Genomic DNA, 24,535 nt, shown 5'->3' on the forward strand with positions numbered 1-24,535 from the left:
GCGTTACGCATGACGGCTGTGCGCCCGGCGCGCCCCACCCGGGGGCAAGGAGGAACCCCAGAGGCGCGCCGGGCGCGGTATCAGGCGACCGATGCCGCAGGCTCCACTGGCCGTGCGGCGTCGAAGTCGAAGCCGAACGCCTGGTCCTCCAAACTGTCGGCCTGCAACGGTGGCCGGGCCACAGCCGCGGCGAGCCGCTCCGGGTCAGCGGCCTCGGCAGAACGCACGAGCTCGTCGGCCTGGCCGTCGAGCCACTCAGCGCGGCGGAGCATCCGCGACGTCAACGGCATCGGCGGCGGTGGCGGCGAGCCCACCAGAAGGCCGTACGACGCCACCGTGAAACGCGTCTGCTCGAACGCGTCGACCTCGGCGATCAGCTGGTCGGTACGGGCCTGCCGGGCAGCAGCGACCGCACGGAGCCGGTTTGCGCGGGTGCGGACGTCAACGGCCCGGGCGGTCAGTACCTCGCGGCGGGCCGCGTCGACACGCGCCCGGGCGGCCGTGACAGCACGGTGGCTGATCTCGACCTGCGCCCGACGGCGGATCAGATCCTCGCCGAGCTGGTCCAGGTCGTCGGGGGTCTCGTAGGCGGCGTCGCCGGCAACGGCTTCGGCTTCCGCCAGCTCGGCGGCTGCAGCCTCAGCCGCCCGGTTGCGCTCGTCGCTGTCGGCGATCCACCGGTCCAGCGCGGCCTCTGCCGAAGCGAGCGCCTCGGCGGCCTCCTCGGGCGTCGGCGGAGGCGGAACCTGCTTGAGCGCCCACCGGGTGCCGGTCGCCGTCGTCATGCCGCAACCTTCGGGGTGAGCGCCCCAGCGAACTCCTGCTGGAAACGCTTCGCGTGCTCGCTGCCGGCGCGGCGGGTCTCGCGGTCGCGCAGGTTGGCGGCGTAGGTGCGGGCCTCGGTGATGTTCATTCCGAGGCTCCTGCGCGCCGCCTCCATGACAGCAACAGTCTCGGGCGCCAGGTCAGATGCATGCCCTGCCGAAGCGAGGATCGCAGCCGTTGCGGCGCTCTCGGCCTCCTGCAGCCGGTCGTACCGGTCCCAGTTGGCGCGTGCCTCGGCCTCGTTCCGGTCTCGGCCGACGGCAGCCCGGCAGGCCGCCTCGGGGCTCAGCCCGTGGACGGTCCTGAACGTCTCGACCATCGCGTCAAAAGTGCTCATGCTGCGGTCCTCCGCATCTCGATCTCAGACCGACTGACCAGCCACACGCCGCCAACCTTCCTGGCGGCGACCTCACCGGACCGGACTAGCTGACGAACACGAGACTCCGTGACGTGCAGCAGGCGGGCGGCCGTGGCCGTGTCGATCTCCTGAGTCAAGTCTGGACGCATTTCCGCAGGCCGGGCTTCCCTGCTTCCGCCGGCGGAAGCGGCCTGATTCTGCTTCCAGTCCTCGGCGGCGGCCCGCACGTTCGCCCACATCTCACGAACCTCACCGATGCGGCTCTGGTGCAGCTGGCCACGCTCGACCCGATCGGCCAGCCTCGTCAGCCGGGTCGGCATGTGCTCGTCGAGCACGAGCGCAAACACGAACGCCGCGAACCCACCGACCGGGGCAACCAGCTGCGGCCGACCCAGCGCCGGGACCATACCCGCCCAGCGCTGGTCTCGTTCGCCGCCTGCCAGAGCCAGCCGGTCCAGCGATGGACCGTTGCCCAGCCCGATTGCGCGACTCGTCATGCCATGTCACCGCCAACCGGCATCAGCCCGGCACCGGCGAGCAGCCGGTCGATCAGCTGCGGCACGTCCACTCGGCCAGCAACCGGCGTGTACCGGTCGATCAGCAGTTGCCGCGCCGCCGCCGGGTCGGCAGCCCACGCCACCGAGCCCGCCGTGACACGGCTCCTCGCAGTCGCCCAGGAGCAGTCCAACTCCCGCGCCACCGCGCGCACCGACTGGCCGCTCCCGGCGTGCACCGCGGCCCACAGCGCCTCCGCGCGCCGGTCGGCGGCTGCCCGCTCCGCCGCGCTGCGTCGCGCAACCGTGGGCGGCTTGACCAGCGTGACAGTCGGGTAGGCGGCGGCGAAGCGGGCTCTTGCGCTGGCCAGGTCGGCGAGGATCGTGTCGGCGACCTGGACCTTCCACGGCCAGTACACCTCGGAGTACCAGTCGTTGCGCAACTCCCGACGTTCATCTCTGCTCGCCGCGCCGAACCGGGGTGGCAGCGGTGCCCAGCGGGTGCCGAACGGATACGGGGTCATGACTCCGACGTCGCACCACCAGTACGTCATGGTGTCGGGGTCGTGCGGGTCGGGGACGGCGAACCCGCCGGTCACGGCGCCGACGGTGACGGCGGGGCGGTCGTGGGTCATGTGCGCTCCTTTGCTGGGTGGTGGGGGGATTCACAAGTCTTTGGGGGTCACCCACTGAGACCCCTGGCCGACCTGCCAGCCTGCGGCCCGGACGACCGGAGACGCGCGTGCACGTTCCTCCGGTCGTCCGAATGGTCGTCATCGGTAGGGGGTGGTGGTCATGCGCTCGCTTTTGCTGCTCGCGCCGAACGCGGGTTGAGCCAGGCGTGCAGCTCACCGTTCTCGGCGAGCTCGTGCACCCGCATGCCCAACCTGTAGGGGCGGTCGAAGTTCCCTTCGTCCTCGATGCGTCGAACGGCGGCTTTGGCTTCGCTCTTGCTTGCGCTGGTCTCCGCGATGACGAATTCGGCCGCGCGGCCTCGTGCGCGCTGCCAATCCGCCTCCGTGTATGTCCGAGAGGACGCCTGCCCGGCCGGTTTGCGGTCCGGCGCGTGGTTGACCGCCTTGGCGGCCTCCAGGTCGCCGATCACCGCGTCGAGGTCTCGAGAGGTGGGGCGCTCGTCGGTCTTCGGCGTATCACGGGTTTCGTCGTTGGCGTGCTGTCGAGGGCTGGCCTCGGCGGGTGCCCTCGGCGTGACCGGGGCGATGCGGGTGTTGGCGGCGGCAGTCGTGTTGACTGCCACCTCCCCCTCGGTGCCGCTTGTGGGGGTGACCGGCACGGCCGGGGGCGGAACCGGACGCGGGCCGGGCGTACGTGCCTTCTGCGCCGCCTGTGCCGTCCACGCCTCGGCTTCCTGCGCTTCCGTCACTGCCTTCTCCTCCCTCCACTGCCGCTGGCCTTCCTCCCATGCGGCCTTGCGTTCGGCCTCGGACAGCTCCGGGGTGTCGTCGTCGGAGCGCTGCCGAGGGCTGGCCTTCACGGCGGGTACTGGCGGCGTGGGTGCTGCGGTGCCGTTGGGGACGCGGTGGACTCGGTTCTTCTCTGGCCGGAGGCAGCCAGGGCGGGCGCAGGTGATCCCGTTGTGGTCTGGTTCGAAGGGGTGGGTGGGGCCGGTGTAGGCATTGGCGGCTGCCTTGGCCTGTTCGACGCGGTGCTGGTCGATCATGTCGGCGAGGTCGCCGGTTTCGTAGAGCTTCGCCAGGTAGGGGGCGAGGGCCTTCGGGTTGTGCTCGGTTTTTACCTTCTCGATGATGATCTTCTCCTCCTCCTCGGTCGCGCCGAGCCCAGCGAACGCTGACCTCTTCGACGGCGCTGCCTGAGGATGATGAGGGTGTTTGGTGGAAGTGTTTGATGGGGTCCGGGTGGCCGGACGTTCGTGACCCAAAACCGGACCTTCGTCTCCCAAAACCGGACCTTCGTAACTGACGAACGTCCGGCTACTCGGACCTTCGTCGTGCTGACGAACGTCCGGCTGCTCGGACATTCGTGTGTCCAAGGTCCGGCTAGTCCGATGTTCGTCGTTGTGGCCAAGGTCCGGCTGCTTGGACGTCAGTGGAGCGTCCCTCTCGCGGCGCCACGGCTTAGACCCGAGGATCGCCTCCCTGTTGGCGTAGACCGCGGCGGGCACCGAGGCGGCATACTCCGTAGCGCGACCCACCCCCGGCCCCCCCGGCGTGCGGCGCCAGCCGCCACGCTCGACGACGATCAAGTAGCCGGCCGCGACGGCGGCGTTCAGGTGTTCGATCACAACCGAGCGCCCCCGGGACACCTGGACAAGGTTGTCGAGGCCCGGCCGGGCGTCGCCTCCGTCGTCGCCGTCCATGAAGATTGCCAGCGTCAACAGGATCGACCGCGTGGGAAACGGCAGCGAGGAGACCATCATCAGCCGTTCCCACGTGAAGCGGCCCACGCGGACGGGGTCCTGGGGCTGGCCGGTGTCCCCGGCCGCCGCCTTACGCGGCCGGGGCGAGGCGCTGGCGCGTGGTAGCGTGCGCATCGGTGGTGTCCTTAAAAGGGATGCGGGCGATGGCCGGGGTGGCGACCCCGGCTTCGCTGTTTCTAGGGGCACTGAGCAGAGCGTGGAGCGTGGCCCGCTGTTCGGCGCCGAGCGGCGGCGCGGCGGCGACCACAGCGGCGATGTACGCGCTGCGGGTCATGCGCCGATCCCGAAGGTCTTGCCGGTCAAGGTCTCCAGCGCCTGGCGGAGCTGCTTGATCTCGGCGTTACGGCTGTTCTCACGCTCGCGACGTGCGGCCACGCTGCGGGCCGCGATGTCCCTGTAGAAGGCGCTGCGGGCCGCTTCGTTGGGGAAACTGGCGGCGAAGGCGGCGCGGGCTTTCGCGGCCGCCTCGGCGGTCGTTCGTTTGTGCATGGCGGGCTGGCCCTCCGGTTGTTCGACCGGCGGGCGGATCTCACTGCCGTATCACGGGCGATACCGCGTGCTAGCCTGCGAGGGGGCGTGTCACCTGTGACTCTGCCTCGCTGGCTCGATCCGCTTACCGGTCGATCGAGTTAATGGGAGTGGCGGCAGGGTCAGCCCCGAGTACTGCCTTGAGAAGAGCGCCAACTCGACTCAAAGCACGGAGATGACCCTGTCGCCCGATCTTGGGTCTACTGAGACCGAACCTATCGGCGCTTCCGACAACGCTGAGCGTCGGACCAGGGCAAATGCCGCCAATCGGGCCAGTGGTGTGATGGGGTTCACTCGACGCTGCTCAATGCGGCTCCTTCCAGGTGATTTGGACCGACTCGGGGTTGAAGTACGACTCCCCCGGCCGCCACCCGGCCGGCCGCCCCTTGCCGGTGAGCAACAACGTGACCGTCATCAGCCGGCTGATGATCGCCCGCTTCCGGTCGAGGTGCAGCGCGTTCCAGGTTGCGGCTACGTCCGTCGCCCCTACTACGCCGGTCAGCACCGAGCCGCGCGACGCCTCGGCGATCTGCGCGTCGACGCCGTCGAGCTGCCGCCGGACGGACGCGGTACCGATCTGCAACTGCGACCCGGTGATGGTGCCAGCCGCGTAGAGCGACGCCAGCTCGTCGAGGCGGGCACGCAGCGCCTGGCCCTGAACGTGGAGCGCGGCCGTGTCAACACTGGTGTCTTGCGCCAGCAGGTCGGCCGCGTCAGGGCGTTCCAGCCGGGCGATGATGACGTCGGAGACCAGGCGGTCAACCTCCTCCGCGGTACGGACGGTGTGCTTACCTTCGATGCACGCGTACACCGGCCGCAGCGGCTTCCGGGATGCGGTCCGGGCCGTGCTGGTGGAACGCACGAGTGCACCGCAATAGCACCGGTACAGGCCGGTACCCATCCAGCGGAGCACGCTGCCGACCTGGGTCCGTCGCGACGGGTCTCCGAGCACGGCAACCACACCGCGCCACACATCCTCCGGCACGATCGCAGGCCAATTCGCTCGGCCGATCACCTCGCCCCGATGGTCCATGAGCCCAGCGTTTCTGGCCCGCATCAGCACCCGCCTCACGCTGTCCTGTCGCCACGCTCCGCCGGTAGACGTGACCAAGCCGCGTTTGTTCATGTCGGCGGCGATGCTGCGGAGGCTGGTTCCGGTGAGCACAGCCTCGCTGGCGCGTAGCACCTCGGCCGCCTCAGCCGGTCGGACGGTCACGCCGTCGTCGTCGTATCCATACGGGCGTCGGCCGCCTTTCCATCGGCCTTCAGTGGCTGCTTGGAGCTTGGCTCGCTGCTGGCGTTCAATCATGTGTTCCACCTCGTATCTGGCAAATACGCCGAGACTGCGGGCAACCATCCGCCCGCTCGGAGAAGACAGGTCGAGCGGCCCGGCCTTGACAGTGTGGGTCGGTACGTCGCGGCGGTCGCAGGCTGCGATGTACTCCTCCAGCTCAACCGGGGAGCGGTGCAGCCGGTCGGTGTGCCATGCGATGACCGCATCGACTTGGCCTCTGCGGATCTGGTCGAGTAGCGCCAGGTAGCCGGGCCGCGGCTTGCCGGAGTAGGCGCTCAAGTCGTTGTCGCGGTAGATGATGACGATGGACCATCCGAGGGCGGCGGCGAGTTCGCGGCAGTCGGCCTCCTGCCGGTCGACGCCCAGACTCGCGCCGATCCGGTCCTTCGAAATCCGGCAGTAGATCGCCGCTGCTCGTTTGCTCACAGGCAAGTTATACACGGTCTTACTTGACTTTCGCTGTGTCGAACCCGGACCCGTGCTTGCGCACGTGCGCGGGCAGCAGGTTGACGGTGATGCGCTGCTGCGGCCAGGTGGCTCCGGAGTTGTGCACCGCGGCCCGGATGCGGTCGCGGGCCTCGGTGAGCGCGGCGTCGGGCAGCCCGGACACCACGAGGCTCGGCAGCCCGGGGGCGACGTCGGCCTCGACGACGATCACCTGCCCGACGACACCTTGCAGGGCGACGGAGCGGATCTTCGCGTAGCCCATCAGAACACCCCGCGCAGGTGCTCCACGGCGACGGTGTCGCCGCCGAGCAGGACGCTCACCACGTCGAAGCGGACCTGCCGCCGGTCTGCGCCGCCGTGTGTGGCCAGCCACAGGCCGGCGAGCCTGCGCAGGCGGCGGGCCTTCTGCGCGCCGACCGCCTCCGCCGGCGCCCCGAACTTGGCGCCGCGGCGGGTCTTCACCTCGATGAACACCAGCACCGGGCCTTCCCGGGCGACCACGTCGAGCTCGCCGGACGGGCAGCGCCAGTTGCGGTCGAGCAGGACGAGGCCGCGAGCGAGGAGGTGCCGCCCGGCCAGGCGCTCGCCATATCGGCCCACGATCTGGTTGGTGTTCGTCATGCCGGGAAGCCTGCCGCGGTTCGCGGATCGGCGGCCGGCGCGAGCGGCGAACCTGTGGACAACGGGCCGCTTGTGGACAACCGCCCGGCACCAGAACCGGCGACGACCCAGGTCAGACGAGCGGGAGCCGCCACTGCTCCTCGACGACGTCGACGCCGTACACCGACGCCGGGGTGGCACTGTCGAGCACGAACCCGGCCCGCTGGTAGATGCGGCGGGCGGCGGTCAGCACGTCCTGGGTGTACAGGACCATCTCCCGGTAGCCGGCCCGCCGGGCGAACCGCACGCACTCGTCCACCAGGGCGCCACCGACGCCCATCCCCCGCGCCGACGGCTCGACGAACAGCAGCCTGAGCTTGGCCACGCCGTCGGCGGCGCGCACGCAGAAGATCGAGCCGACCGGTGCGCCGTCGACCTCGGCGATCCACCCGGCCTCGGTCCGCGGGTCGTGGGAGGTCGCGTAGTCGGCCGCGATCCGGGCGACCATCGCCTCGAAGGTGGCGTCGAGGCCGTACTCCGCGGAGTAGAGCGCGCCGTGGCGCTGCACGACCCAGCCGAGGTCGCCGGGGAGCAGCGCCCGCAGGACGACGGTGCGGGCGGGCAGGACACCCTCGAACACGGACCGGATCGTGTCCATCGCGCCGACCAGGCGTCGCCGGTCGACCTCGCCGACGGCGGCGAGCAGCCCGGCGATCTGCTCCTCTGAGCGCGCGTCCAGCGCCGCGAACGCCTCCCGCCCGGCCGGCGTCAGCTCGATCCGGCGGCGGCGCGCGTCCGCCGCCGAGCGCGACCGCGCGACGAGCCCGTCGGCCTCCAGCCGCCCCAGGATCCGGCTCAGGTACCCGGCGTCGATGTCCAGCAACCGCCGCAGCTCCGCGGTGTCGTGCGCACGGTCGACCGCCAGCTCGTAGAGCACCCGCACCTCGGCCAGCGAATACGCCGAGTCGTGCAGTCCGGCCCGCAGGACCCCGATCAGGTTCGTGTAGTAGCGGTTAAACTCCCGTACCGCCGCGATAGTCATACTTGACATAGTCAACGATTCGGTAGACGTGGTCAACGAATTCATCGAAAGCCCACCGACGTGGCGTCGTAACTGCATGGAAACGCTGCGTCGTCAGGCTTGGGCCCATGTCGTTACGTCATGTGATCGTGCAACTGCCCGACCGCCCCGGCTCCCTCGGTCAGGTCACCACGCTGCTCGGCCGCCTCGGCGTCGACATCCGGCAGATGCGGGTGCTGAGCCGGGACGGCACGGTGGCGACCGACGAGTTCACGGTCAGTGTCCCCGGCGTCGTGATCGACCGGTCGCTGCCCGGCCTGCTCGAGGAGATCCAAGGTGTCCGGGTGCTCGAAATGTTCCCCATCGATACCCCCAGCGAGATAGCGGGCGCTATCGTGTAGGACATGACCGCTCCGGCCGACAAGCTCGTGGAGCTGCTCGAGACGCTCCCCACCACCACCCGTCAGGAAATCACCGCCTGGCTCCTCGACCGCGGCGCGCCTTCCCAGGCCAGCAGCGGCAGCCTGCTCGCCGCCGCCGTGGAGCTGCGCGCCGGTGCGCTCACCAGCGCGCACAGCGCCCTCGGCGGGGCGCTGCCGGCCGGCGAGGAGAGCCAGCTCGTCACGTTCCGCCTGCCCGCGGAGCGCCACGCCGAGCTGCGCGCCTGGTGCGCCGAGCACGGGTTCACGATGGCGGCGGTGGTCCGCGGTCTCATCGAGCGGTTCCTCGAAGACCAGCTGCGCCGAAAGTGAAGCCGGAAGCGAAGCCGAAAGCGAAGCCGGAAGCGAACAGCGCCAAGGCCGCCCACGAGGCACTGCCGGATGCGATGCGGGGAGCGGTCGACGACTTCGCCCGGCATCTCGCCGCGGAGCGCAACAGCTCCGAGCACACCGTCCGGGCATATGTCGGCGATGTCGTCTCCCTGCTCGACCACGCCGCCCGCACCGGCACGACCGCGCCCGGCGACCTGACGCTCGCCGTGCTGCGCAGCTGGCTCGCCCGCCGCCGGGCCGCCGGCGCCGCCCGCACCAGCCTGGCCCGGCACGCCGCGGCGGCGAGGACCTTCACCGCCTGGGCGCACCGCGAGGGCCTCCTCGCCACCGACCCGGGCCAGCGCCTCCGCAGCCCCAAGGCGCACCGCGACCTGCCGACCGTGCTGCGCGCCGACCAGGCGGAGACCCTCGTGACGGCGCCCGCCGGCCGGGTCGACGCCGTCGGCCTGCGTGACCGGCTGGCGCTGGAGCTGCTCTACGCGACCGGCATCCGCGTCAGCGAGCTGTGCGGCCTCGACATCAGCGACGTCGACCGGATGCGCCGCGTCGTGCGCGTCATCGGCAAGGGCGACAAGGAGCGCGCGGTGCCTTACGGGCTGCCCGCCGAGCAGGCGCTCACCGAGTGGCTGCGGCACGGCCGGCCGGCCCTCGCCGTCCCCGCCAGCGGCGACGCCCTGCTGCTCGGCGCCCGGGGCGGCCGCCTGCAGCCCACCGCCGCCCGCCGCCTCGTCGACGGCCACGCCCGGGCCGCCGGCCTGCCGCACACCTCCCCCCACGACCTGCGCCACTCCGCCGCGACCCACCTGCTCGAAGGCGGCGCCGACCTGCGCTCGGTGCAGGAGCTGCTGGGACACGCCTCGCTGGCCAGCACGCAGATCTACACCCATGTCTCGATCGAGCGGCTCCGCGCCGCATACGAACAGGCCCACCCCCGCGCCTGACCCGAAAGCCACCCCGGCGCGGCCACACAGGACATTAAGATCGTTGATATGTCCGCTCCGGAGCCGATTCCCGGCGCGCGGCTGCTGTTCTCCAACGACGCAGCGGTCGCGCAGCTCAACCACGGCTCGTTCGGCATGGTGCCGATCTCGGTGCAGCGGGCCCAGCAGCGGCTCCGGGACGAGATGGAGGCCAACCCGCCGAGGTTCTTCAGCGTCGGGCTGGAGGAGCGCATCGCGCACGTGCGGCGGCACCTCGCCGCGTTCGTCGGCGCCGACCCCGACAACACCGCCCTGGTGGACAACGCCACCACCGGCGTGGCCACGGTCCTGGCCGGTCTCGACCTCGGCTCCGGCGACGAGATCGTCACCACCGATCACGGGTACGGCGCGGTCGACCTCGCCGTGGACGCGCTCTGCCGCCGGACCGGCGCGAGCCGGCGGGTGGCCCGGGTGCCGCTCGCGCCCGACGACGACGCCGTGGTCGGCGCCGTCCTGGACGCCGTGACCGGCAGGACCCGGCTGCTGATCGTCGACCACGTCACCTCGCCGACCGCGCGGGTGCTGCCGGTCCACCGGATCGTCGAGGCGGTCCGCGGCCGGGCCAGCGAGCGGGTCGCGATCCTGGTCGACGCGGCGCACGCGCCCGGCATCCTGCCGGACTCGGTGGCCGGCGTCGGCGCCGACTTCTGGGTCGGCAACTTCCACAAGTGGGCCTACGCGCCCCGCGGCACGGCCCTGCTGTCGGTGGCGGCCCGCTGGCGCGAGCGGATCCGGCCGCTGGTGGTGTCCTGGAGCCAACCCGCCGGCTTCCCCGACAGCGTGGAGTGGGTCGGCGCGCACGACTACACGCCCTGGCTCGCCGCGCCCGCCGGCCTGTTCGTGCTGCGGTCCCTCGGCGTGGACGCGGTCCGCCGGCACAACGTGGCGCTCGCCGAGCACGGCCAGGCCCTGCTCGCCGAGGCCCTGCATGTGACCGTGCCGGCCAGGACGGGCCTGCCGATGACCGTCGTGCCGCTGCCGCCCGGCGCGGCGGCCGATCCGGCGGCGGCGACCGCCCTGCGCCGCAGGATCTCCGACGAGCTCACCACCGAGGTCGGGCTCAACTCCTGGCGCGGCCGGGGTTACCTGCGGCTGTCGGCGCAGGTGTACAACCGCGAGGAGGACTTCCACCGCCTCGTGGAAGGCCTGCCGAAGCTGCTGCGCCAGTAGGACGCTCACACCGGCAGGAGGCGGACCCGGCCGCGGTGCAGCAGGCTCAGCGGGTCGAGATACACGTCGCCGGACCGCAGTCCCCAGTGCAGGCAGGCGGCCGCCGGGCAGCCGGCGTGTCCCGCCCGCAGCACGCCGATCGGAGTGCCGGCCGACACCACGGTCCCGGCCCGGACGGACGGGCCCACGGGCTCGTAGGTCGTGCGCAGGCCACCGGGGTGCGACACGCTCATCACCGGCCGCCCGGCGACCATTCCGGCGAACGCGACCACCCCGGTGCCGGCGCTGCGCACCTGCGCACCGGGAGCGCCGAGCAGGTCCGCGCCGCGGTGACCGGCCTTGTACGGATCCGGCGGCGGCTCGAACCGGCGCGTGACGGCCACCGGCGGGTCCAGCGGCCAGCGAAAGGCACCCGACCCACCGTCGAACAACACCGGCGGGTCCAGCGACCAGCGAAAGGCACCTGGCCCGCCGGCGAGCACCACCGGCGCCGCACGAGCGTCAGGTGCCACAGCGGGGATGAGGGACGAGAGCGCCACCAGTACAAGAGCGAACAAACGCATCGGCATGCGGCGAAGCTTCGCCAATCCCGCCCGCACCGGCAACCGCCCGTCGCCGGACCTGTGGACAACGAGGCCCTTGTGGACGGGTGTGCGAAGATCGGCGCATGAACGGCAACGGCGTGCGGGTGGTGCTGGCCACCATCGGGCTCATCCTGGTCGGGATGGTCGCGTGGTGGCTGGTGAAGGTGCTCTTCGGGCTGGCGTTCTACCTGATCCTGGGCCTGATCGTGGTCGCCGGCGGGTATTACCTCTACACGAAGGCGACAGGGCCGACCCGGCGCCGGTAGGACGGCGCCGGACCGGCCACGCGGAGTGTCAGCCGCCGAAGCCGTTGTCGGGCAGCGAGATGTCGGGCTTCTCGAGCTCCTCGACGTTGACGTCCTTGAAGGTCATCACCCGGACGTTCTTCACGAAGCGGGCGGGACGATACATGTCCCAGACCCAGGCGTCGTGCATCTCGACCTCGAAGTAGACCTCGCCGTCGGAGTTGCGCACGTGCAGGTCGACCTGGTTGGCCAGGTAGAACCGGCGCTCGGTCTCCACCACGTAGGAGAACTGGCGGACGATGTCGCGATACTCCCGGTAGAGCTGGAGCTCCATCTCGGTTTCGTACTTCTCGAGATCTTCGGCGCTCATCGCGGTCCGCCTTCCATAGCCACATTGTCGCCCACTTGCGCCGGCACCTTCGCGGCCTCGCCGGACGCCACGCCGACGTTACCGCGCCTTTGCCTCCGTTGCCCCACCGCCGCCACGTTCGCGTAGGAGAAACGGTGCTCGGCGCACGGGCCGTGCGCCACGAGCGCAGCCTGATGCACCGGCGTGCAATACCCTTTGTGCTCGTCGAAGCCGTATTCGGGATGTGATTCATGCAACCGGCGCATGATCCGGTCCCGGGTGACCTTCGCCACGACGCTCGCCGCCGCCACACAGGCGGCGACCTGGTCGCCCTTCCACACGGCGAGGCCGGGGGTGCCGAGGCCGTCGACCCGGAAGCCGTCGGTGAGGGCATAGTCGGGGCGCTCGGCCAGGCCGGCGAAGGCGCGGCGCATGCCGGCGAGGTTGGACACGTGCAGCCCCCGGCGGTCGATCTCACCCGGGGGGATGATCACCACCGACCAGGCGGCGGCGCGGGCGACGACCTCGTCGTAGATCCGCTCGCGGGTCGTCGCGGTGAGCAGTTTTGAGTCGTTGAGGTCGTCGATCTCGCCGCGGCGGCCCTGCGGGAGGATGACCGCGGCGACCACGAGCGGCCCGGCGCAGGCGCCCCGGCCGGCCTCGTCGGCGCCGCCGACCCGCTCGAAGCCGCGCCGCTGCAGCGCCCGCTCCAGGGCCCACAGCCCGGCGGCGCGGTGCACGACGGTGCGCGGGGGTGCCAGCATTCAGACCACCGTCCGAAGGAGCTCCGGCAGGTCCGGCGGGTAGAAGCGCTCGTCGGTGGCCTCCAGCGCCGAGGCCGACCACCAGCGGGCCTCGTCGATGCAGCCCTGCTCGACGTCGTTGAGGCGGGACAGGTCGATCAGCGTGTCGGCGGCCCGGGCCACGAAGAACGCCTGCTCCTGGGAGAACCACTGGCCGTCGAACGGGAACGACACCGTGTCGGTGCGGACCGGGCCTTCCAGATCGGCGGCCGCGAACCGCAGGCCGGTCTCCTCGAACGCCTCGCGCACCGCCGCTTCCAGGAGCGACTCCCCGGGCTCCAGGCCGCCGCCGACGGTGAACCAGTAGGTGTGCTCGGGGCGCGCCGGGTCCCAGCCGTGCAGCATCAGCACCCGGCCGGCGGGGTCCAGCAGGAGCACCCGCGCGGCCCGGCGGTCGATGAGTCCCCCGTCGCGCGTCATACGACGAGACTACGACGTCTTACTTCGCGGTCGGCGCCGGCACCTTGTCGAACGTCTCCGGCACGCTCAGCCACTTCGCTCTCGAGAACGGCCAGAACACCACGAAAGCCCTGCCGACCACGTCGTCCTCGGGGATCGTCGCCTGGACGGGGTCCTTGTAACGGATGAAGTTGTAGCGCGAATCGCCCGACCTCGACCGGTGGTCGCCCATCACCCACAGCCGCCCGGCCGGCACCGTGACGTCGAACTGCTCCTCGCTGGGGAGGTCCTGCAGCCCGTTCTCGTCGGCGTAGATGTAGACCTCGTCGAGGGCCTTGCCGTTGACCGTGATGCGCTGCTTGTCGTCGCAGCAGACCACGTGGTCGCCGCCGGTGGCGATGACCCGCTTGATGAAGTCCTCCTCGGACGGGTCGTTGCGCCACGACCCCGGCGCCTCGAAGACGATGACCTCCCCGCGGTGCGGGGACCGGAAGTCGTAGACGAGCTTGTTGACGAGCACACGGTCGCGGATGAGGAGGGTGTTCTCCATCGACTCGGACGGGATGTAGAACGTCTGCAGTACGAAGGCCCGCACCACGACGGCGACGATGATCGCCACGCCCAGAAGCACTGGCAACTCGCGCCAAAAAGTGTTGGGGCGCTTGGTCTGCTCGTCAATCACGCCCTGAAGGGTACGTGCTCGTCACCATCGGCGACGCCTCAACCGTTGCTGACGCGCCGAACGGGTCGAAACCGTGAGAGAAACCGCGAGTGGGGCAAGCACCATATCGGGTACCAAAGGTAATTCGGGCGCTTTTGTCACCCGTGGACCCGGCGGCCCGGCCGCGCCCTTCGGCACGTTCTTGAATGTGTCCGGCACCGGCAGCCAACCCCACCGCCCGCTCGGCCACAGGATCACGAAGGCCCGGCCGATGACGTTTTCGATCGGCACCTGTCCCTGACATCGGGAGTCCTGCGAGACGCCACGATGGTCGCCCATCACGAACATCTGCCCCGGCTCGACCTTGATCGGGCCGAAGCGGCGCGCGGTGCACTGCTTCGGGTTGGGCGTGGCGTCCAGGGGCGAGTCCTCGTAGATGTACGCCGACTCGTCCAGTGGATAGCCGTTGACGAAGACCCGGCCCTGCACGTCGCAGCAGGAGACGGTGTCGCCCGGCAGGCCGATGACCCGCTTGATGAAGTCCTTCTCGCCGGGCTGGCTGAAGCCCACGAGGTCGCCGACGGTCCGGCCGAGCTCGGCGAAGAAGCCGGCGTCCTTGTCGACCTGGTTCTCCGGCGCCCAGTTGGCCGGGCCCTCGAACACGACTACCTCACCGCGCATGGGCTCGCGGATGTCATACAGCACCTTGTTGACCAGCACCCTGTCGCCGACGAGGAGGGTCTCCTCCATCGAGCCGGACGGGATGAAGAACGCCTGCACCAGGAACGTGCGGATGAGCACCGCCAGGCAGAACGCGACGATCAGCAGCAGCGGCAGCTCCTGCCACAGCGGCATGTTCTTGCGCTTCTTGCGGACCTTGCTGCGCCACGAGGTGACGGAGCTGTCCTCGTCATAGCCGCCGCGGGGCCTGGTCGACGCGCCCCGGCCACGGTCGTAGCCGCGCAAGGACGCCGGGCCGCGCTCACCGGAGCGGCGGTCGTCATAGCCGCCGCGGTCGTCATAACCCCTGGCGTCATAGCCACGGTCGTCATAACCCTGGGCGTTGTAACCGCGGTCGTCGTATCCCTGGGCGTTGTAGCCCTGGTCGTCGTAACCCCGGTCGTCATAGCCGCGGCTGTTGTAGCCGCGCGTGTCATAGCCCCTGGCGTCGTAGCCACGGGCGTCATAGCCCCGGTCGTCGAACGCGCGGTCGCGCACGACCGGCGGCTCGTCGCGGTCCCAGCGGCCCCGGGCGGGCTCGCGGCCGCGGTCGCCATACGGGTCGTCCCAGGATCGGCTGGGCCGGTTCCAGTCGCCCCGGTCGTCGTCCCGCCCGGGCGGGACGGGCTGGTCGCCACGCTCGTCGCCACGATGGGCCGCACGGGCGTCGCCGCGGCCCCAGGCGTCGAACGTGGGCTGGTCCTCGCGCCGCCCGCCGCCGTCTGCCGGCTGTCCCCAGTAGTCGTGGTCCGGGTAGGCGTTGCCACCGAAGCCAGGATGCCCACGCTCCCCGCCCTCCTGATCGAGGGGGCGGCGCCGTGGGTGTATGTCATCGCCGCGATCGTCGTAACCATCGCGGCCGTAGTCGCTTGCCATCGGCGTCAGCCTAGAGGCACAAGACCACTTTGGGGAGCCCGGCACCGGTTGACCGGAAAGCGAGTTTTCACGTGAACGACTTCGAGGAGGACCCGTCCACGGGCCCTCCTCGAAGTCGTTCAGCAGGCGGCTCAGCCGACCTTGGTCTCGCGCTTCTCCTTGATCTTGGCCTTCTTGCCCCGGAGGTCGCGCAGGTAGTAGAGCTTGGCCCGGCGCACGTCACCGCGGGTGACGATCTCGATGCGGTCGACCGCGGGGCTGTTGACCGGGTAGGTGCGCTCGACGCCGACGCCGAAGCTCACCTTCCGGACCGAGAAGGTCTCCCGCAGGCCGTCACCCTGGCGACGGATCACGACGCCCTGGAAGACCTGGACCCGGGACCGGTTGCCCTCGACGACCCGTGCGTGCACCTTGACGGTGTCACCGGCACGGAAGCTCGGGATATCGGTCCGCTGCGACTGTGCGTCGAGCGCGTCCAGCGTGTTCATCGCGGCAGTTCCTCGTCACTCAAGGCACGCCCGAATCCATGGCGCGCGAATGTCAGATGATCATGGGGTGCGCAGGCATCAGCCCGCAGCAACCCCACTACTTTGCCACATCGACGCCCGGAACCTGAAATCCGCCCCCTTCGAGCAGATCGGGACGCCGCAGCACGGTGCGCCGCAGCCCCTCGTCCCGGCGCCAGCGGGCGATCTTTCCGTGGTCGCCGGAGCGCAGCACGTCCGGCACGTCCAGCCCTCGCCAGGTCGGCGGTTTGGTGTACATCGGTGCTTCCAGCAGCCCGTTCGCGTGCGACTCCTCGACCAGCGAGTCGGCGTTGCCCAGCACCCCGGGCAGCAGCCGGGTGACCGCCTCCAGCACGACCAGCACGGCGACCTCGCCGCCGAAGAGCACGTAGTCGCCGAGCGAGACCTCGCTCACCCGCATCCGGGTCGCCGCGTGGTCGATGACCCGCTGGTCGATCCCCTCATACCGCCCGCAGGCGAACAACAGGTGCGGGTCCGAGGCAAGGTCCCGCGCCACGGCCTGGGTGAAGGGCGTGCCCGCGGGCGACGGCACGATCAGGTGGGTGTCGGACGAAGCCAGCTCGTCCAGGGCCTGCCCCCACGGCTCGGGCCGCATGACCATGCCCGGACCGCCGCCATAGGGCGTGTCGTCGACGGTGCGGTGCACGTCGTGGGTCCAGCGGCGCAGGTCGTGCACCGCAAGGTCCAGGATCCCGGTGCCGCGGGCCTTGCCGATCAGCGACAGGCCTAGCGGCGCGAGATAGTCCGGGAAGATCGTGACGACGTCGACCCTCATAGGTCGAAGAGGCCTTCCGGCGGCGCGATGACGATCCGCCCGCCGGGCACGTCGACCTCGGGGACGATCTCGCGGACGAACGGCACCAGGCCGGTGCGGCCGTCGGTGAGCCGGACGACCAGCAGGTCGTGCGCGGGCGCGTGGTCGACGCGCAGCAGCTCGCCGAGCTTCTCCCCGGTCACGTCGACGATGGCGAGCCCGACGAGATCGTGATCGTTCCACTCGTCAGGATCCGTCGGGGCCGGGATGGTGGCGCTGTCGACGCACAGCAGGACGCCCCGCATGTCCTCGGCGAGGTTGCGGTCGTAGATGCCCTCGAACACGATGAGCAGCTTGCCCTGGTGGGGACGGACCGACTCGACCGTGACGGTTACCGGCGGGCGCCAGGCGCCTTCCGGCACTTTCTGCAGATGCCGGACCGCCGTCGAGTCGGTCACCAGGACCGACCCGACGGCGAAACGATCTGCCGGATCATCGGTGCGGATGTCGACCACGACCTCGCCGTGGACGCCGTGCGCACGAAAAATCTGACCGACGACGAGGAGCATGGATCAGTACGCGTCGACGATCTCGACGCGGACGCCGCGACCACCGATCGACGTGATCACCTGGCGCAGTGCCTTCGCGGTGCGACCACCGCGACCGATCACCGTGCCGAGATCCTCCGGGTTGACGCGGACCTCGAGGCGCTGACCGCGGCGGGAGTCGACCATGCGGACGCGGACATCGTCAGGATTGTCGACGATGCCCTTGACCAGGTGCTCCAACGCGGGGCGCAGCACGTCAGGCCTCCGCGCCGGCGCCGGCACCGGTCTGCTCCTCAGCCTGCGCGGCCGGAGCCTCGGCCGGAGCCTCAGCCGGAGCCTCTGCCTTCTTCTTCGGCTCGGCGGCCTTCTTCGCCTTCGGCGCCTCGACGAGACCGGCGGCGGCCTGCGCCTCGGCCTCGTAGGTGGCACGGCGGTCAGGCGCGACGGCCTTGACCTTCAGTGGCTCAGCCGGTGCGGGCAGGCCCTTGAACTGCTGCCAGTCACCGGTCTTGGAGAGGATCGCCCGCACGGCGTCGCTCGGCTGCGCGCCGACCGAGAGCCAGTGCTGCACGCGCTCGGAGTTGACCTCGATGCGCGAGGGCTCCTCCTTCGGGTGGTAGAGCCCGACGAATTCGATCGCCCGACCGTCACGCTTGGTGCGCGAGTCGGCGACGACGATGCGGTACTGCGGGTTGCGGATCTTGCCCATCCGCAGGAGCCGGATCTTGACGGCCACTTTGTTTGCTCGCTCCTGGATCTGTGTGGAAGCCGAGCGAACGTCCGGACACCGTGGGGATTGGCGCCTTCGGCTCTGCTCTGATGGAAAGGACCCGACGCCGGGTTAGAGGGCTCGACGCGAAACCTGATACCAGCAGTCCATTGTGCCAGACCCACTACCCAGCGCAAAAACCGCGGTCCCAGCCCGGCTCGAGACCAGGCAGCGTCCAGTCGGCGGGCGGGGTGAAATCCGTCCAGGTGCCGTCGAACGGGAACACACCCGCCTCGATCTCCTTCACGACCCGCTCGCCCTCGGCGCGGACGAACGCCTCGTCCGGCACCCAGTAGTGCTCCGGCAGCGCGAGGCGCTCCAGGAACTCCTCCTCGTCCTTCCAGTGCCATGACCGGTCCGGGGCCACCACGATGTCGAGGTCCCAGTCGGTGACGTCGACGCCGGAGGTGCCCGTCTCGTCGCTCCAGCGGATCGCGGGCTGCTCCAGGTTGACGTACCAGTTGGTGAAGCACCCCGCGTCGTCGTGGAACCACCACACCGAGTGCGACGGGTCGCCGGGCCGGTGCAGCTTGAGCACTCCAGGCCCGTTCCAGGTGCCGTGCTGCAGCGCCGTGCCACGGGTCACGAACTCCGCGAACGGCATCGTGCGCATGCCGAAGCCGTCGCCGGAGACCTCGTTGACGACCGGCGTGCCCCGCGCGACCCACAGCAGCAGCCCACGCTCGTCGTCGGAGACCACCCTGGCCGGGCGGACCCAGCCGAGCCTGCCGCGCCGCACGTTGCGGTGCATGACGACCTGCCCAGGCACAAACCGGACGCTCAACGACGCTCCCTCGGTCGGTCCCAGCCCTCGGTGACGGGCGGCGGGACGCTCCAGTCGGCCGGCGGCCGGAAGTCGGTCCAGGTGCCGTCGAACGGCCACGCGCCGGCCTCGATCGCCGGCACGACCCGCCGTCCCTGCTCCCACACCGCCTCGGCGTCGCCGACCCAGTAGTGCTCGGGAAAGGCGAGGCGCTCGTTGAGCTCGTCCTCGTCCTTCCAGTCCCAGCGCCGGTCCGGCCAGACCCAGATGTCCAGGTCCTGGTCGGTCAGGTCGACGCCGGCCACGGCACCGTCGTCCCAGGTGACCGACGGCTCCTCAAGGTTGACGTACCACGCGCGGAAGCGGCCGGCCGGGTCGAACAGCCACCACACCGAATACGCCGCGCCGCGCGGGTTGAATTTCAGGGTGCTCGGCCCGCGATAGACGTCTTGGATGACCTTTTTCGGCGTCTGTACCCATTCCGCGAACGGCATTTCACGGGGCCCTCGGCCGTCGACGGTGACCTCGCGGATGAGGGGGCTGCCGGTCGCCATCCAGAGGCGCAGGCCGAGCTCGTCGTCGGCCACGACCCGGGTCAGGGGCGCCCAGACGAGCGTGTCACGGGCGAAGTGCCGGTGCAGGACCGCCCGTCCGGAGCTCAGCGTCACACCGCGCCCTTCAGGACCCGGCCTTTGAGGATGATCCGCTTCGGGCGGAGCAGCTCGGTCAGGTCGAGCCGCGGGTCGCCGTCATACACGACCAGGTCGGCGAGGCCACCTTCGACCAGCCCGGGGAAGCCGAGCCACTCCCTGGCCCCCCACGAGCCGGCCCGCAGCACGTCCAGCGCCGGCATGCCCGCCTCGCGGTGCAGCAGCAGCATCTCCTGGGCGGCGAGGCCGTGCTCGATGCCGCCGCCGGCGTCGCTGCCGACGTAGATCGCGACCCCGGCCTCGTGCGCGTGCCGCACCACCGACGGGAACCGGTCGCGCAGCGCCAGCACGTGCCGGGCATAGCCGGGGAACTTGTCGGCGGCGGCGGCCGCGATCCCGCCGAACGTGGCGATGTTGATCATCGTCGGGACCAGCGCGGTGCCGCGGCCGGCCATCACGGCGATGTCGTCGTCGGACAGGCCGGTGCCGTGCTCGACGGAGTCGACGCCGGCGCGCACGAGCGCGGCCACGGACTCCTCGGCGAAGGTGTGCACCGCGACCCTGGCGCCGGCGGCGTGGGCCGCGGCGACCGCGCCGGCCATCGCCTCCAGGTCCCAGGCGGGCGCGAGGTCGCCGACGCCCCGGTCGATCCAGTCGCCGACGAGCTTGACCCAGCCGTTGCCGAGCCCGGCCTGCCGGGTGATCTCCTCGGCGAGCGCGGCGGCGCCGACCTCGACGCCGATGTCGCGCAGGTAGCGCTTGGGCGGCGCGACGTGCCGGCCCGCCCTGGCCAGCCGGGGCATTTCCGGGTCGTCGTCGAGCATCGGATAGGCGATGGGCGAGCCCGCGTCGCGGATCGCCAGGACGCCCGCGTCCCGGTCGATCATGGCCAGGTCCCGGGCCGCGTCGACCCCGGCCGACGGGTGGCCGCCGGGCGCGATGCCCAGGTGGCAGTGCGCGTCGACCAGCCCGGGCAGCACGAACCCGCCGTCGGCGACGGTGACCGCGCCCGGCACGGGCGACAGCGTCACCCGGTCGCCGACCAGCCAGAGGTCGGTGGTCGCGTCGTCCGGGAGCAGCACGCCCCGGACGTGCAGCGCGTCAGGCGTCCTTGTCACGCTTCTGCAGCTTCGAGAAGTCGAGCTTCGGCAGCTTGAACCCGGCCGGCAGACCCGCCGCGTTGGGGTCCATGGACGCCGGGTCGAACCCCGCCGGCAGCTGCGGCATGCCGCCGCCGAGCCGGGGCTGCCGGGCGCCGCCGCCGCTCTTGCTGCCCTTGCGCTTGTTCTTCGGCGACTTGGTGGCCTTGCGGCGGCCGCCGGGCAGGCCCATCATGCCGCCCATCTGCTTCATCATCTTCTGCGCGTCGGCGAAGCGGTTGAGCAGCTGGTTGACGTCAGTGACGGTGACGCCGGAGCCGTTGGCGATGCGGACCCGGCGGGACGCGTTGAGGATCTTGGGGTTGGTGCGCTCGCCCGGGGTCATCGAGCGGATGATCGCGGTGACCTTGTCGAAATGCTTGTCGTCGATCTCGGCGAGCTGGTCCTTCATCTGCCCCATGCCGGGCATCATCGCCAGCACGTTGGCGATCGGGCCCATCCGCCGCACCGCCTGCAGCTGCTCGAGGAAGTCCTCCAGGGTGAACGACTCGCCGCCCATGAGCTTGGCGGCCATCCGCTCCTTCTGGTCGTCCTCGAACGCCAGCTCGGCCTGCTCGATCAGGGTGAGCACGTCACCCATGCCGAGGATGCGCGAGGCCATCCGGTCGGGGTGGAAGACGTCGAAGTCCTCGAGCTTCTCACCGGTCGACGCGAACATGATCGGCTGGCCGGTGACGTGCCGGACGGAGAGCGCGGCACCACCGCGGGCGTCGCCGTCGAGCTTGGACAGCACCACGCCGGTGATCCCGACGCCGTCGCGGAACGCCTGGGCGGTGGTGACCGCGTCCTGGCCGACCATCGCGTCGATGACGAAGATGACCTCGTCGGGGTCGACCGCGTCACGGATGTCGGCGGCCTGCTGCATCATCTCGGCGTCGATGCCGAGCCGGCCGGCGGTGTCGACGATGACGATGTCGCGCATCTGGCGCCGGGCGTGCTCGATCGACTCGCGGGCGACGCTGACCGGGTCGCCGACGCCATTGCCGGGCTGCGGCGCGTAGACCTCGACGCCGGCGCGGCCACCGAGGACCTGCAGCTGGTTGACGGCGTTGGGGCGCTGGAGGTCACAGGCGACGAGCAGCGGCTGGTGCCCCTGGCCCTTGAGCCAGCGGGCGAGCTTGCCCGCCAGGGTCGTCTTGCCGGAGCCCTGGAGGCCGGCGAGCATGATCACGGTCGGCGCGGTCTTGGCGAACTGGAGCCGGCGGGCCTCGCCGCCGAGCGTCGCGACCAGCTCCTCGTGCACGATCTTGATGACCTGCTGGGCCGGGTTGAGGGCCTTGGACACCTCGGCGCCGCGGGCGCGCTCCTTGAGCCGGGCGATGAAGTCCTTCACCACCGGCAGCGCCACGTCGGCCTCGAGCAGCGCGAGGCGGATCTCCCGGGCGGTGGCGTCGACGTCCGCGTCGGTGAGCCTGCCCTTGCTCTTCAGCTTCGAGAAGATGCCGGAGAGCCGGTCACTCAGGGTGTCAAACACGACGAATCCGTCCTCGATGTAGGCGCTGCAGCAAAGGGTAACCGAAGCTAGGCGGGCGCTGCCGCCTGCAGTACAGCGTCCTGCACCCGGGCGCGGTCGTCGGCGGAGAGCTCACCGGCCAGGTAGAAGGCGTCGACGACCTCGCCGCCGAGCGTCGAGATGCGTGCGGAACGCACGTCCGCGCCCACGTCCTCCAGGGCCTGCGCCACCCGGAAGAGCAGGCCGGGGGTGTCGGAGGCGCGCAGCTCCAGGACGGTGGCGGCGGTCGCGGCGCTGGCCGGCTGCCACACCACCCGCGGCGGGACCACGCTGCGGTGCCTGGCGGAACGCTCGCGGGCGGCGAGCCGCTCGGCGACGGGCAGCTCGCCGAGCACGGCGCGGCGCAGGTCGCTGGCGACCGCCTCCTTGTCGACCTCCCCGCCGTATCGTGGCTGGACCGCGCAGACCATCCGGGCCAGGCCACCGGCGCTGATCGTGTCGGCGGTCACCACGTCGAGCCGGTGCAGCGACAGGCAGCCGGCCACCGCCGCGAGCAGCCCGCGCCGGTCCTCGGCGGTCACCGACACGGTGTCGGTGTCGATGCGCACCGCCGGCAGCTTGTCCGGTGAGGGCAGCGCCGCGGCCGGCGACGGCGGCGGGGCGACGACACCGGTGTCCAGGGCCCGCTCGACGTGCCGGACCAGCTCGGCGATGAGCCGGCCCTTCCAGTCCGACCAGGCGCCGGGCCCGGTGGCGGCGGCGTCGGCGCGGGCGAGCGCGTGCAGCACCGCGAGGGTCGAGGCGTCACCGACGGCGGCGGCGACGGTGCCGATGGTCTGCGGGTCGCTGAGGTCGCGGCGGGTCGCCGTGTCCGGCAGCAGCAGGTGCAGCCGGACGACCTTCTCGACCTGCGCGACGTCGCCGGGAGGCAGCCCGAGCCGGGAGGCGATGTCGGCGGCGATCGGCGCGCCGACGGTGCTGTGGTCGCCGGGCAGCCCCTTGCCGACGTCGTGCAGCAGCCCGCAGAGCACCAGCAGGTCCGGGCGGTCGACGTCGCGGGACAGCTTCGCCGCGTGCCGGGCCGTCTCGACCAGGTGCCGGTCCACGGTGAACAGGTGCACCGGGCTGTGCTGCGGCAGGCTGCGGACCCGGGCCCACTCCGGCAGCCAGTTCACGACCAGCCCGTACCGGTCGCAGGCCTCCCAGATCGAGATCATCGACGGTCCGCTGCCGAGCAGCGTGAGCAGGGCGTCCCGCGCCGGCGCCGGCCACGGCTGGGGCATCGGCGCGGCGAACCCGCCGAGCCACTCCAGGGTCGCGTGCGCGATCGGCAGCTCGGCGCGGGCCGCCGCGGCGGCGACGCGCAGCGGCAGGGTCGGGTCGGGCCGCGGGGTCACCGCCGCCCGGGCGAGGACCACCTCGCCGTGCTGCTCGACGACGTCGCGGGCCAGGGGTTTGCGCTCGGCGTGGCCGCGCATGCCGGGGGCGGACCAGCGCTCCACCGCGCGCCAGGCGTCGTCGCTGGCATACGCGATGGTGCGGGCCGCCTCGGCGATGCGCCGCAGCACCTCGTCGCGGTCGCCGAGGTCGAGCAGCTCGGCGACCTCATCGCGGTCCTGGGCGAGGAGCCGGTCGACCCGGCGACCGCGCACGGCGTGCAGCGCGTCGCGGACGTCGAGCAGGGTCCGGTGGGCGCCGCGGACCGCCGGGCGGGGGCCGTCGGCGACGCCGGCGAAGCCGATGCCGCGCAGCACGCCCACGTCGCGCAGGCCGCCGCGGGACTCCTTGACGTCGCCCTCGAGCAGGAACGCCAGCTCGCCGTGGGAGTCCCAGCGGGCCTGGGTGAGCGTCCGCAGCGTGGGCAGCAGGTGCCTGGCCTCGCGGCGCCACTGCGCGACGGCGTCGGTGTGCAGGCGGGCCAGCAGGGCGGCGTCGCCGGCGATCAGCCGCGCGTCGAGCAGGCCGAGGGCGACCTTGAGGTCCTCCCGGGCCAGCGCCAGGGCCTGCTCGGGGGTGCGGGTGGAATGGTCGAGGGCGAATTTCGCGTCCCAGATCTGATACCAGATCCGGGTGCCGAGCGCCTCAGCCGAAGCGGAAGCCGGATCCCCGGAAGCCGAATCGCCGGAAGCGGCGGCCGGATCCTCGGCGTCGTGCAGCAGCACCAGGTCGAGGTCGCTGCGTGGGGCGCACTCGCGCCGCCCGAGCCCACCCACCGCGACGAGCGCCACCCCGGTCGCGGGTCCGCCCGTCGACGTGTAGACGGCGGCCAGCCAGGCGTCCAGCACCGCGGAACGCCCGGCACGCGCGACGGCGCCCGCCCCGGTGGAAAGGACCGGAACGGGCGCCGACGGTTGCGTCATGCGATCAGTATTCAGGTAAAGATCAG

General features: G+C 71.3%; 31 protein-coding genes and 2 pseudogenes. 5 read left to right on the plus strand and 28 right to left on the minus strand.

The window, feature by feature from the left end:
* Positions 1-80 precede the first annotated feature (80 nt).
* From AB0K00_RS20690 to AB0K00_RS20745, 12 genes and pseudogenes are all read right to left on the minus strand, one after another.
* Positions 81-785, minus strand: coding sequence for a hypothetical protein (locus AB0K00_RS20690; RefSeq protein ID WP_363522940.1), 705 nt, complete (start codon positions 783-785; stop codon positions 81-83).
* Positions 782-1,162, minus strand: a complete 381-nt coding sequence (locus AB0K00_RS20695) for a hypothetical protein (protein WP_363522942.1) — start codon at positions 1,160-1,162, stop codon at positions 782-784. Before AB0K00_RS20695 ends, AB0K00_RS20690 begins: the two co-directional genes overlap by 4 nt.
* On the minus strand, positions 1,159-1,680 hold the full coding sequence (locus AB0K00_RS20700; RefSeq protein WP_363522944.1) for a helix-turn-helix domain-containing protein: 522 nt from the start codon (positions 1,678-1,680) through the stop codon (positions 1,159-1,161). The genes AB0K00_RS20695 and AB0K00_RS20700 overlap by 4 nt, the downstream gene beginning before the upstream one ends.
* Complete coding sequence (locus AB0K00_RS20705) at positions 1,677-2,312, minus strand: hypothetical protein (protein WP_363522945.1); 636 nt, start codon at positions 2,310-2,312, stop codon at positions 1,677-1,679. The genes AB0K00_RS20700 and AB0K00_RS20705 overlap by 4 nt, the downstream gene beginning before the upstream one ends.
* A gap of 158 nt (positions 2,313-2,470) precedes the next feature.
* Entirely contained in the window at positions 2,471-4,102 is a 1,632-nt protein-coding gene (locus tag AB0K00_RS20710) for a hypothetical protein (protein ID WP_363522947.1), read from the minus strand.
* Positions 4,103-4,145: 43 nt separating this feature from the next.
* Positions 4,146-4,349, minus strand: coding sequence for a hypothetical protein (locus AB0K00_RS20715; RefSeq protein WP_363522949.1), 204 nt, complete (start codon positions 4,347-4,349; stop codon positions 4,146-4,148).
* Positions 4,346-4,564, minus strand: coding sequence for a hypothetical protein (locus AB0K00_RS20720; RefSeq protein ID WP_363522950.1), 219 nt, complete (start codon positions 4,562-4,564; stop codon positions 4,346-4,348). The genes AB0K00_RS20715 and AB0K00_RS20720 overlap by 4 nt, the downstream gene beginning before the upstream one ends.
* A gap of 343 nt (positions 4,565-4,907) precedes the next feature.
* Complete coding sequence (locus tag AB0K00_RS20725; protein WP_363522952.1) at positions 4,908-6,323, minus strand: recombinase family protein; 1,416 nt, start codon at positions 6,321-6,323, stop codon at positions 4,908-4,910.
* Between the two features lie 31 nt (positions 6,324-6,354).
* Positions 6,355-6,606: pseudogene (locus AB0K00_RS20730) on the minus strand (magnesium chelatase domain-containing protein); the annotation flags it as partial.
* Positions 6,606-6,965 (minus strand): YraN family protein, encoded by a 360-nt coding sequence (locus AB0K00_RS20735; RefSeq protein ID WP_363522954.1) that lies wholly within the window; start codon positions 6,963-6,965, stop codon positions 6,606-6,608. The pseudogene AB0K00_RS20730 and the gene AB0K00_RS20735, both read right to left, overlap by 1 nt.
* A gap of 112 nt (positions 6,966-7,077) precedes the next feature.
* Positions 7,078-7,602, minus strand: a complete 525-nt coding sequence (locus tag AB0K00_RS20740; RefSeq protein WP_363523131.1) for a GNAT family N-acetyltransferase — start codon at positions 7,600-7,602, stop codon at positions 7,078-7,080.
* A gap of 93 nt (positions 7,603-7,695) precedes the next feature.
* Positions 7,696-8,064, minus strand: a pseudogene (locus tag AB0K00_RS20745) (helix-turn-helix domain-containing protein); the annotation flags it as partial.
* Between the two features lie 29 nt (positions 8,065-8,093).
* Here AB0K00_RS20745 and AB0K00_RS20750 point away from each other — a divergent pair.
* The 4 genes from AB0K00_RS20750 (at position 8,094) to AB0K00_RS20765 (ending at position 10,888) form a co-directional block, all read left to right on the plus strand.
* A complete protein-coding gene (locus AB0K00_RS20750) occupies positions 8,094-8,366 on the plus strand; it encodes an ACT domain-containing protein (RefSeq protein ID WP_363522955.1) in 273 nt (90 codons plus the stop codon).
* Positions 8,367-8,369: 3 nt separating this feature from the next.
* The gene (locus tag AB0K00_RS20755; protein WP_363522957.1) at positions 8,370-8,717 is read left to right on the plus strand and encodes a hypothetical protein; all 348 of its coding nucleotides are present in this window, start codon (positions 8,370-8,372) and stop codon (positions 8,715-8,717) included.
* A 74-nt stretch (positions 8,718-8,791) separates the two neighbouring features.
* Entirely contained in the window at positions 8,792-9,679 is an 888-nt protein-coding gene (locus AB0K00_RS20760; RefSeq protein ID WP_363523133.1) for a tyrosine recombinase XerC, read from the plus strand.
* A 48-nt stretch (positions 9,680-9,727) separates the two neighbouring features.
* Positions 9,728-10,888 (plus strand): aminotransferase class V-fold PLP-dependent enzyme, encoded by a 1,161-nt coding sequence (locus AB0K00_RS20765; RefSeq protein WP_363522959.1) that lies wholly within the window; start codon positions 9,728-9,730, stop codon positions 10,886-10,888.
* Between the two features lie 5 nt (positions 10,889-10,893).
* Here AB0K00_RS20765 and AB0K00_RS20770 read toward each other — a convergent pair whose 3' ends face one another.
* Positions 10,894-11,451, minus strand: a complete 558-nt coding sequence (locus AB0K00_RS20770) for a M23 family metallopeptidase (protein ID WP_363523135.1) — start codon at positions 11,449-11,451, stop codon at positions 10,894-10,896.
* A gap of 104 nt (positions 11,452-11,555) precedes the next feature.
* On the opposite strand from AB0K00_RS20770, the gene AB0K00_RS20775 reads away from it, so the two are divergent.
* A complete protein-coding gene (locus AB0K00_RS20775; protein ID WP_363522960.1) occupies positions 11,556-11,738 on the plus strand; it encodes a hypothetical protein in 183 nt (60 codons plus the stop codon).
* 28 nt (positions 11,739-11,766) lie between these two features.
* Here the strand turns inward: AB0K00_RS20775 and AB0K00_RS20780 are convergent, their stop codons facing one another.
* The 15 genes from AB0K00_RS20780 to AB0K00_RS20850 form a co-directional block, all read right to left on the minus strand.
* Positions 11,767-12,087 (minus strand): DUF2469 domain-containing protein, encoded by a 321-nt coding sequence (locus tag AB0K00_RS20780; protein ID WP_033357832.1) that lies wholly within the window; start codon positions 12,085-12,087, stop codon positions 11,767-11,769.
* Positions 12,084-12,830 carry a ribonuclease HII gene (locus AB0K00_RS20785; protein ID WP_363522961.1) on the minus strand — a complete coding sequence of 249 codons (747 nt, stop codon included), beginning with the start codon at positions 12,828-12,830 and terminating at the stop codon, positions 12,084-12,086. The genes AB0K00_RS20780 and AB0K00_RS20785 overlap by 4 nt, the downstream gene beginning before the upstream one ends.
* Positions 12,831-13,289 (minus strand): NUDIX domain-containing protein, encoded by a 459-nt coding sequence (locus AB0K00_RS20790; protein ID WP_363522962.1) that lies wholly within the window; start codon positions 13,287-13,289, stop codon positions 12,831-12,833.
* Between the two features lie 19 nt (positions 13,290-13,308).
* Complete coding sequence (gene lepB / locus AB0K00_RS20795) at positions 13,309-13,950, minus strand: signal peptidase I (RefSeq protein WP_363522964.1); 642 nt, start codon at positions 13,948-13,950, stop codon at positions 13,309-13,311.
* Between the two features lie 21 nt (positions 13,951-13,971).
* Positions 13,972-14,895: a signal peptidase I gene (gene lepB / locus AB0K00_RS20800; protein ID WP_363523137.1), complete on the minus strand. Its 924-nt coding sequence runs from the start codon at positions 14,893-14,895 to the stop codon at positions 13,972-13,974.
* Positions 14,896-15,656: 761 nt separating this feature from the next.
* Positions 15,657-16,013 carry a 50S ribosomal protein L19 gene (gene rplS / locus AB0K00_RS20805; protein ID WP_363522966.1) on the minus strand — a complete coding sequence of 119 codons (357 nt, stop codon included), beginning with the start codon at positions 16,011-16,013 and terminating at the stop codon, positions 15,657-15,659.
* 97 nt (positions 16,014-16,110) lie between these two features.
* Complete coding sequence (gene trmD, locus AB0K00_RS20810) at positions 16,111-16,827, minus strand: tRNA (guanosine(37)-N1)-methyltransferase TrmD (RefSeq protein ID WP_363522968.1); 717 nt, start codon at positions 16,825-16,827, stop codon at positions 16,111-16,113.
* Complete coding sequence (gene rimM, locus AB0K00_RS20815) at positions 16,824-17,375, minus strand: ribosome maturation factor RimM (protein WP_363522970.1); 552 nt, start codon at positions 17,373-17,375, stop codon at positions 16,824-16,826. The genes trmD and rimM overlap by 4 nt, the downstream gene beginning before the upstream one ends.
* A gap of 3 nt (positions 17,376-17,378) precedes the next feature.
* A complete protein-coding gene (locus tag AB0K00_RS20820; RefSeq protein ID WP_033357826.1) occupies positions 17,379-17,636 on the minus strand; it encodes an RNA-binding protein in 258 nt (85 codons plus the stop codon).
* Positions 17,611-18,090, minus strand: coding sequence for a 30S ribosomal protein S16 (gene rpsP, locus AB0K00_RS20825; RefSeq protein WP_363522971.1), 480 nt, complete (start codon positions 18,088-18,090; stop codon positions 17,611-17,613). The genes AB0K00_RS20820 and rpsP overlap by 26 nt, the downstream gene beginning before the upstream one ends.
* A gap of 157 nt (positions 18,091-18,247) precedes the next feature.
* Positions 18,248-18,874 carry a DUF402 domain-containing protein gene (locus tag AB0K00_RS20830; RefSeq protein WP_363523139.1) on the minus strand — a complete coding sequence of 209 codons (627 nt, stop codon included), beginning with the start codon at positions 18,872-18,874 and terminating at the stop codon, positions 18,248-18,250.
* Between the two features lie 29 nt (positions 18,875-18,903).
* A complete protein-coding gene (locus AB0K00_RS20835) occupies positions 18,904-19,554 on the minus strand; it encodes a DUF402 domain-containing protein (protein WP_363522973.1) in 651 nt (216 codons plus the stop codon).
* Entirely contained in the window at positions 19,551-20,654 is a 1,104-nt protein-coding gene (locus AB0K00_RS20840) for an amidohydrolase family protein (RefSeq protein ID WP_363522975.1), read from the minus strand. Before AB0K00_RS20840 ends, AB0K00_RS20835 begins: the two co-directional genes overlap by 4 nt.
* Complete coding sequence (gene ffh / locus AB0K00_RS20845) at positions 20,638-22,170, minus strand: signal recognition particle protein (RefSeq protein WP_363522977.1); 1,533 nt, start codon at positions 22,168-22,170, stop codon at positions 20,638-20,640. The genes AB0K00_RS20840 and ffh overlap by 17 nt, the downstream gene beginning before the upstream one ends.
* Before the next feature lie 47 nt (positions 22,171-22,217).
* Positions 22,218-24,509, minus strand: coding sequence for a [protein-PII] uridylyltransferase (locus AB0K00_RS20850; RefSeq protein ID WP_363522979.1), 2,292 nt, complete (start codon positions 24,507-24,509; stop codon positions 22,218-22,220).
* Positions 24,510-24,535 lie beyond the last annotated feature (26 nt).

Source organism: Dactylosporangium sp. NPDC049525 (genome assembly GCF_040676755.1).
Classification (GTDB): domain Bacteria; phylum Actinomycetota; class Actinomycetes; order Mycobacteriales; family Micromonosporaceae; genus Dactylosporangium.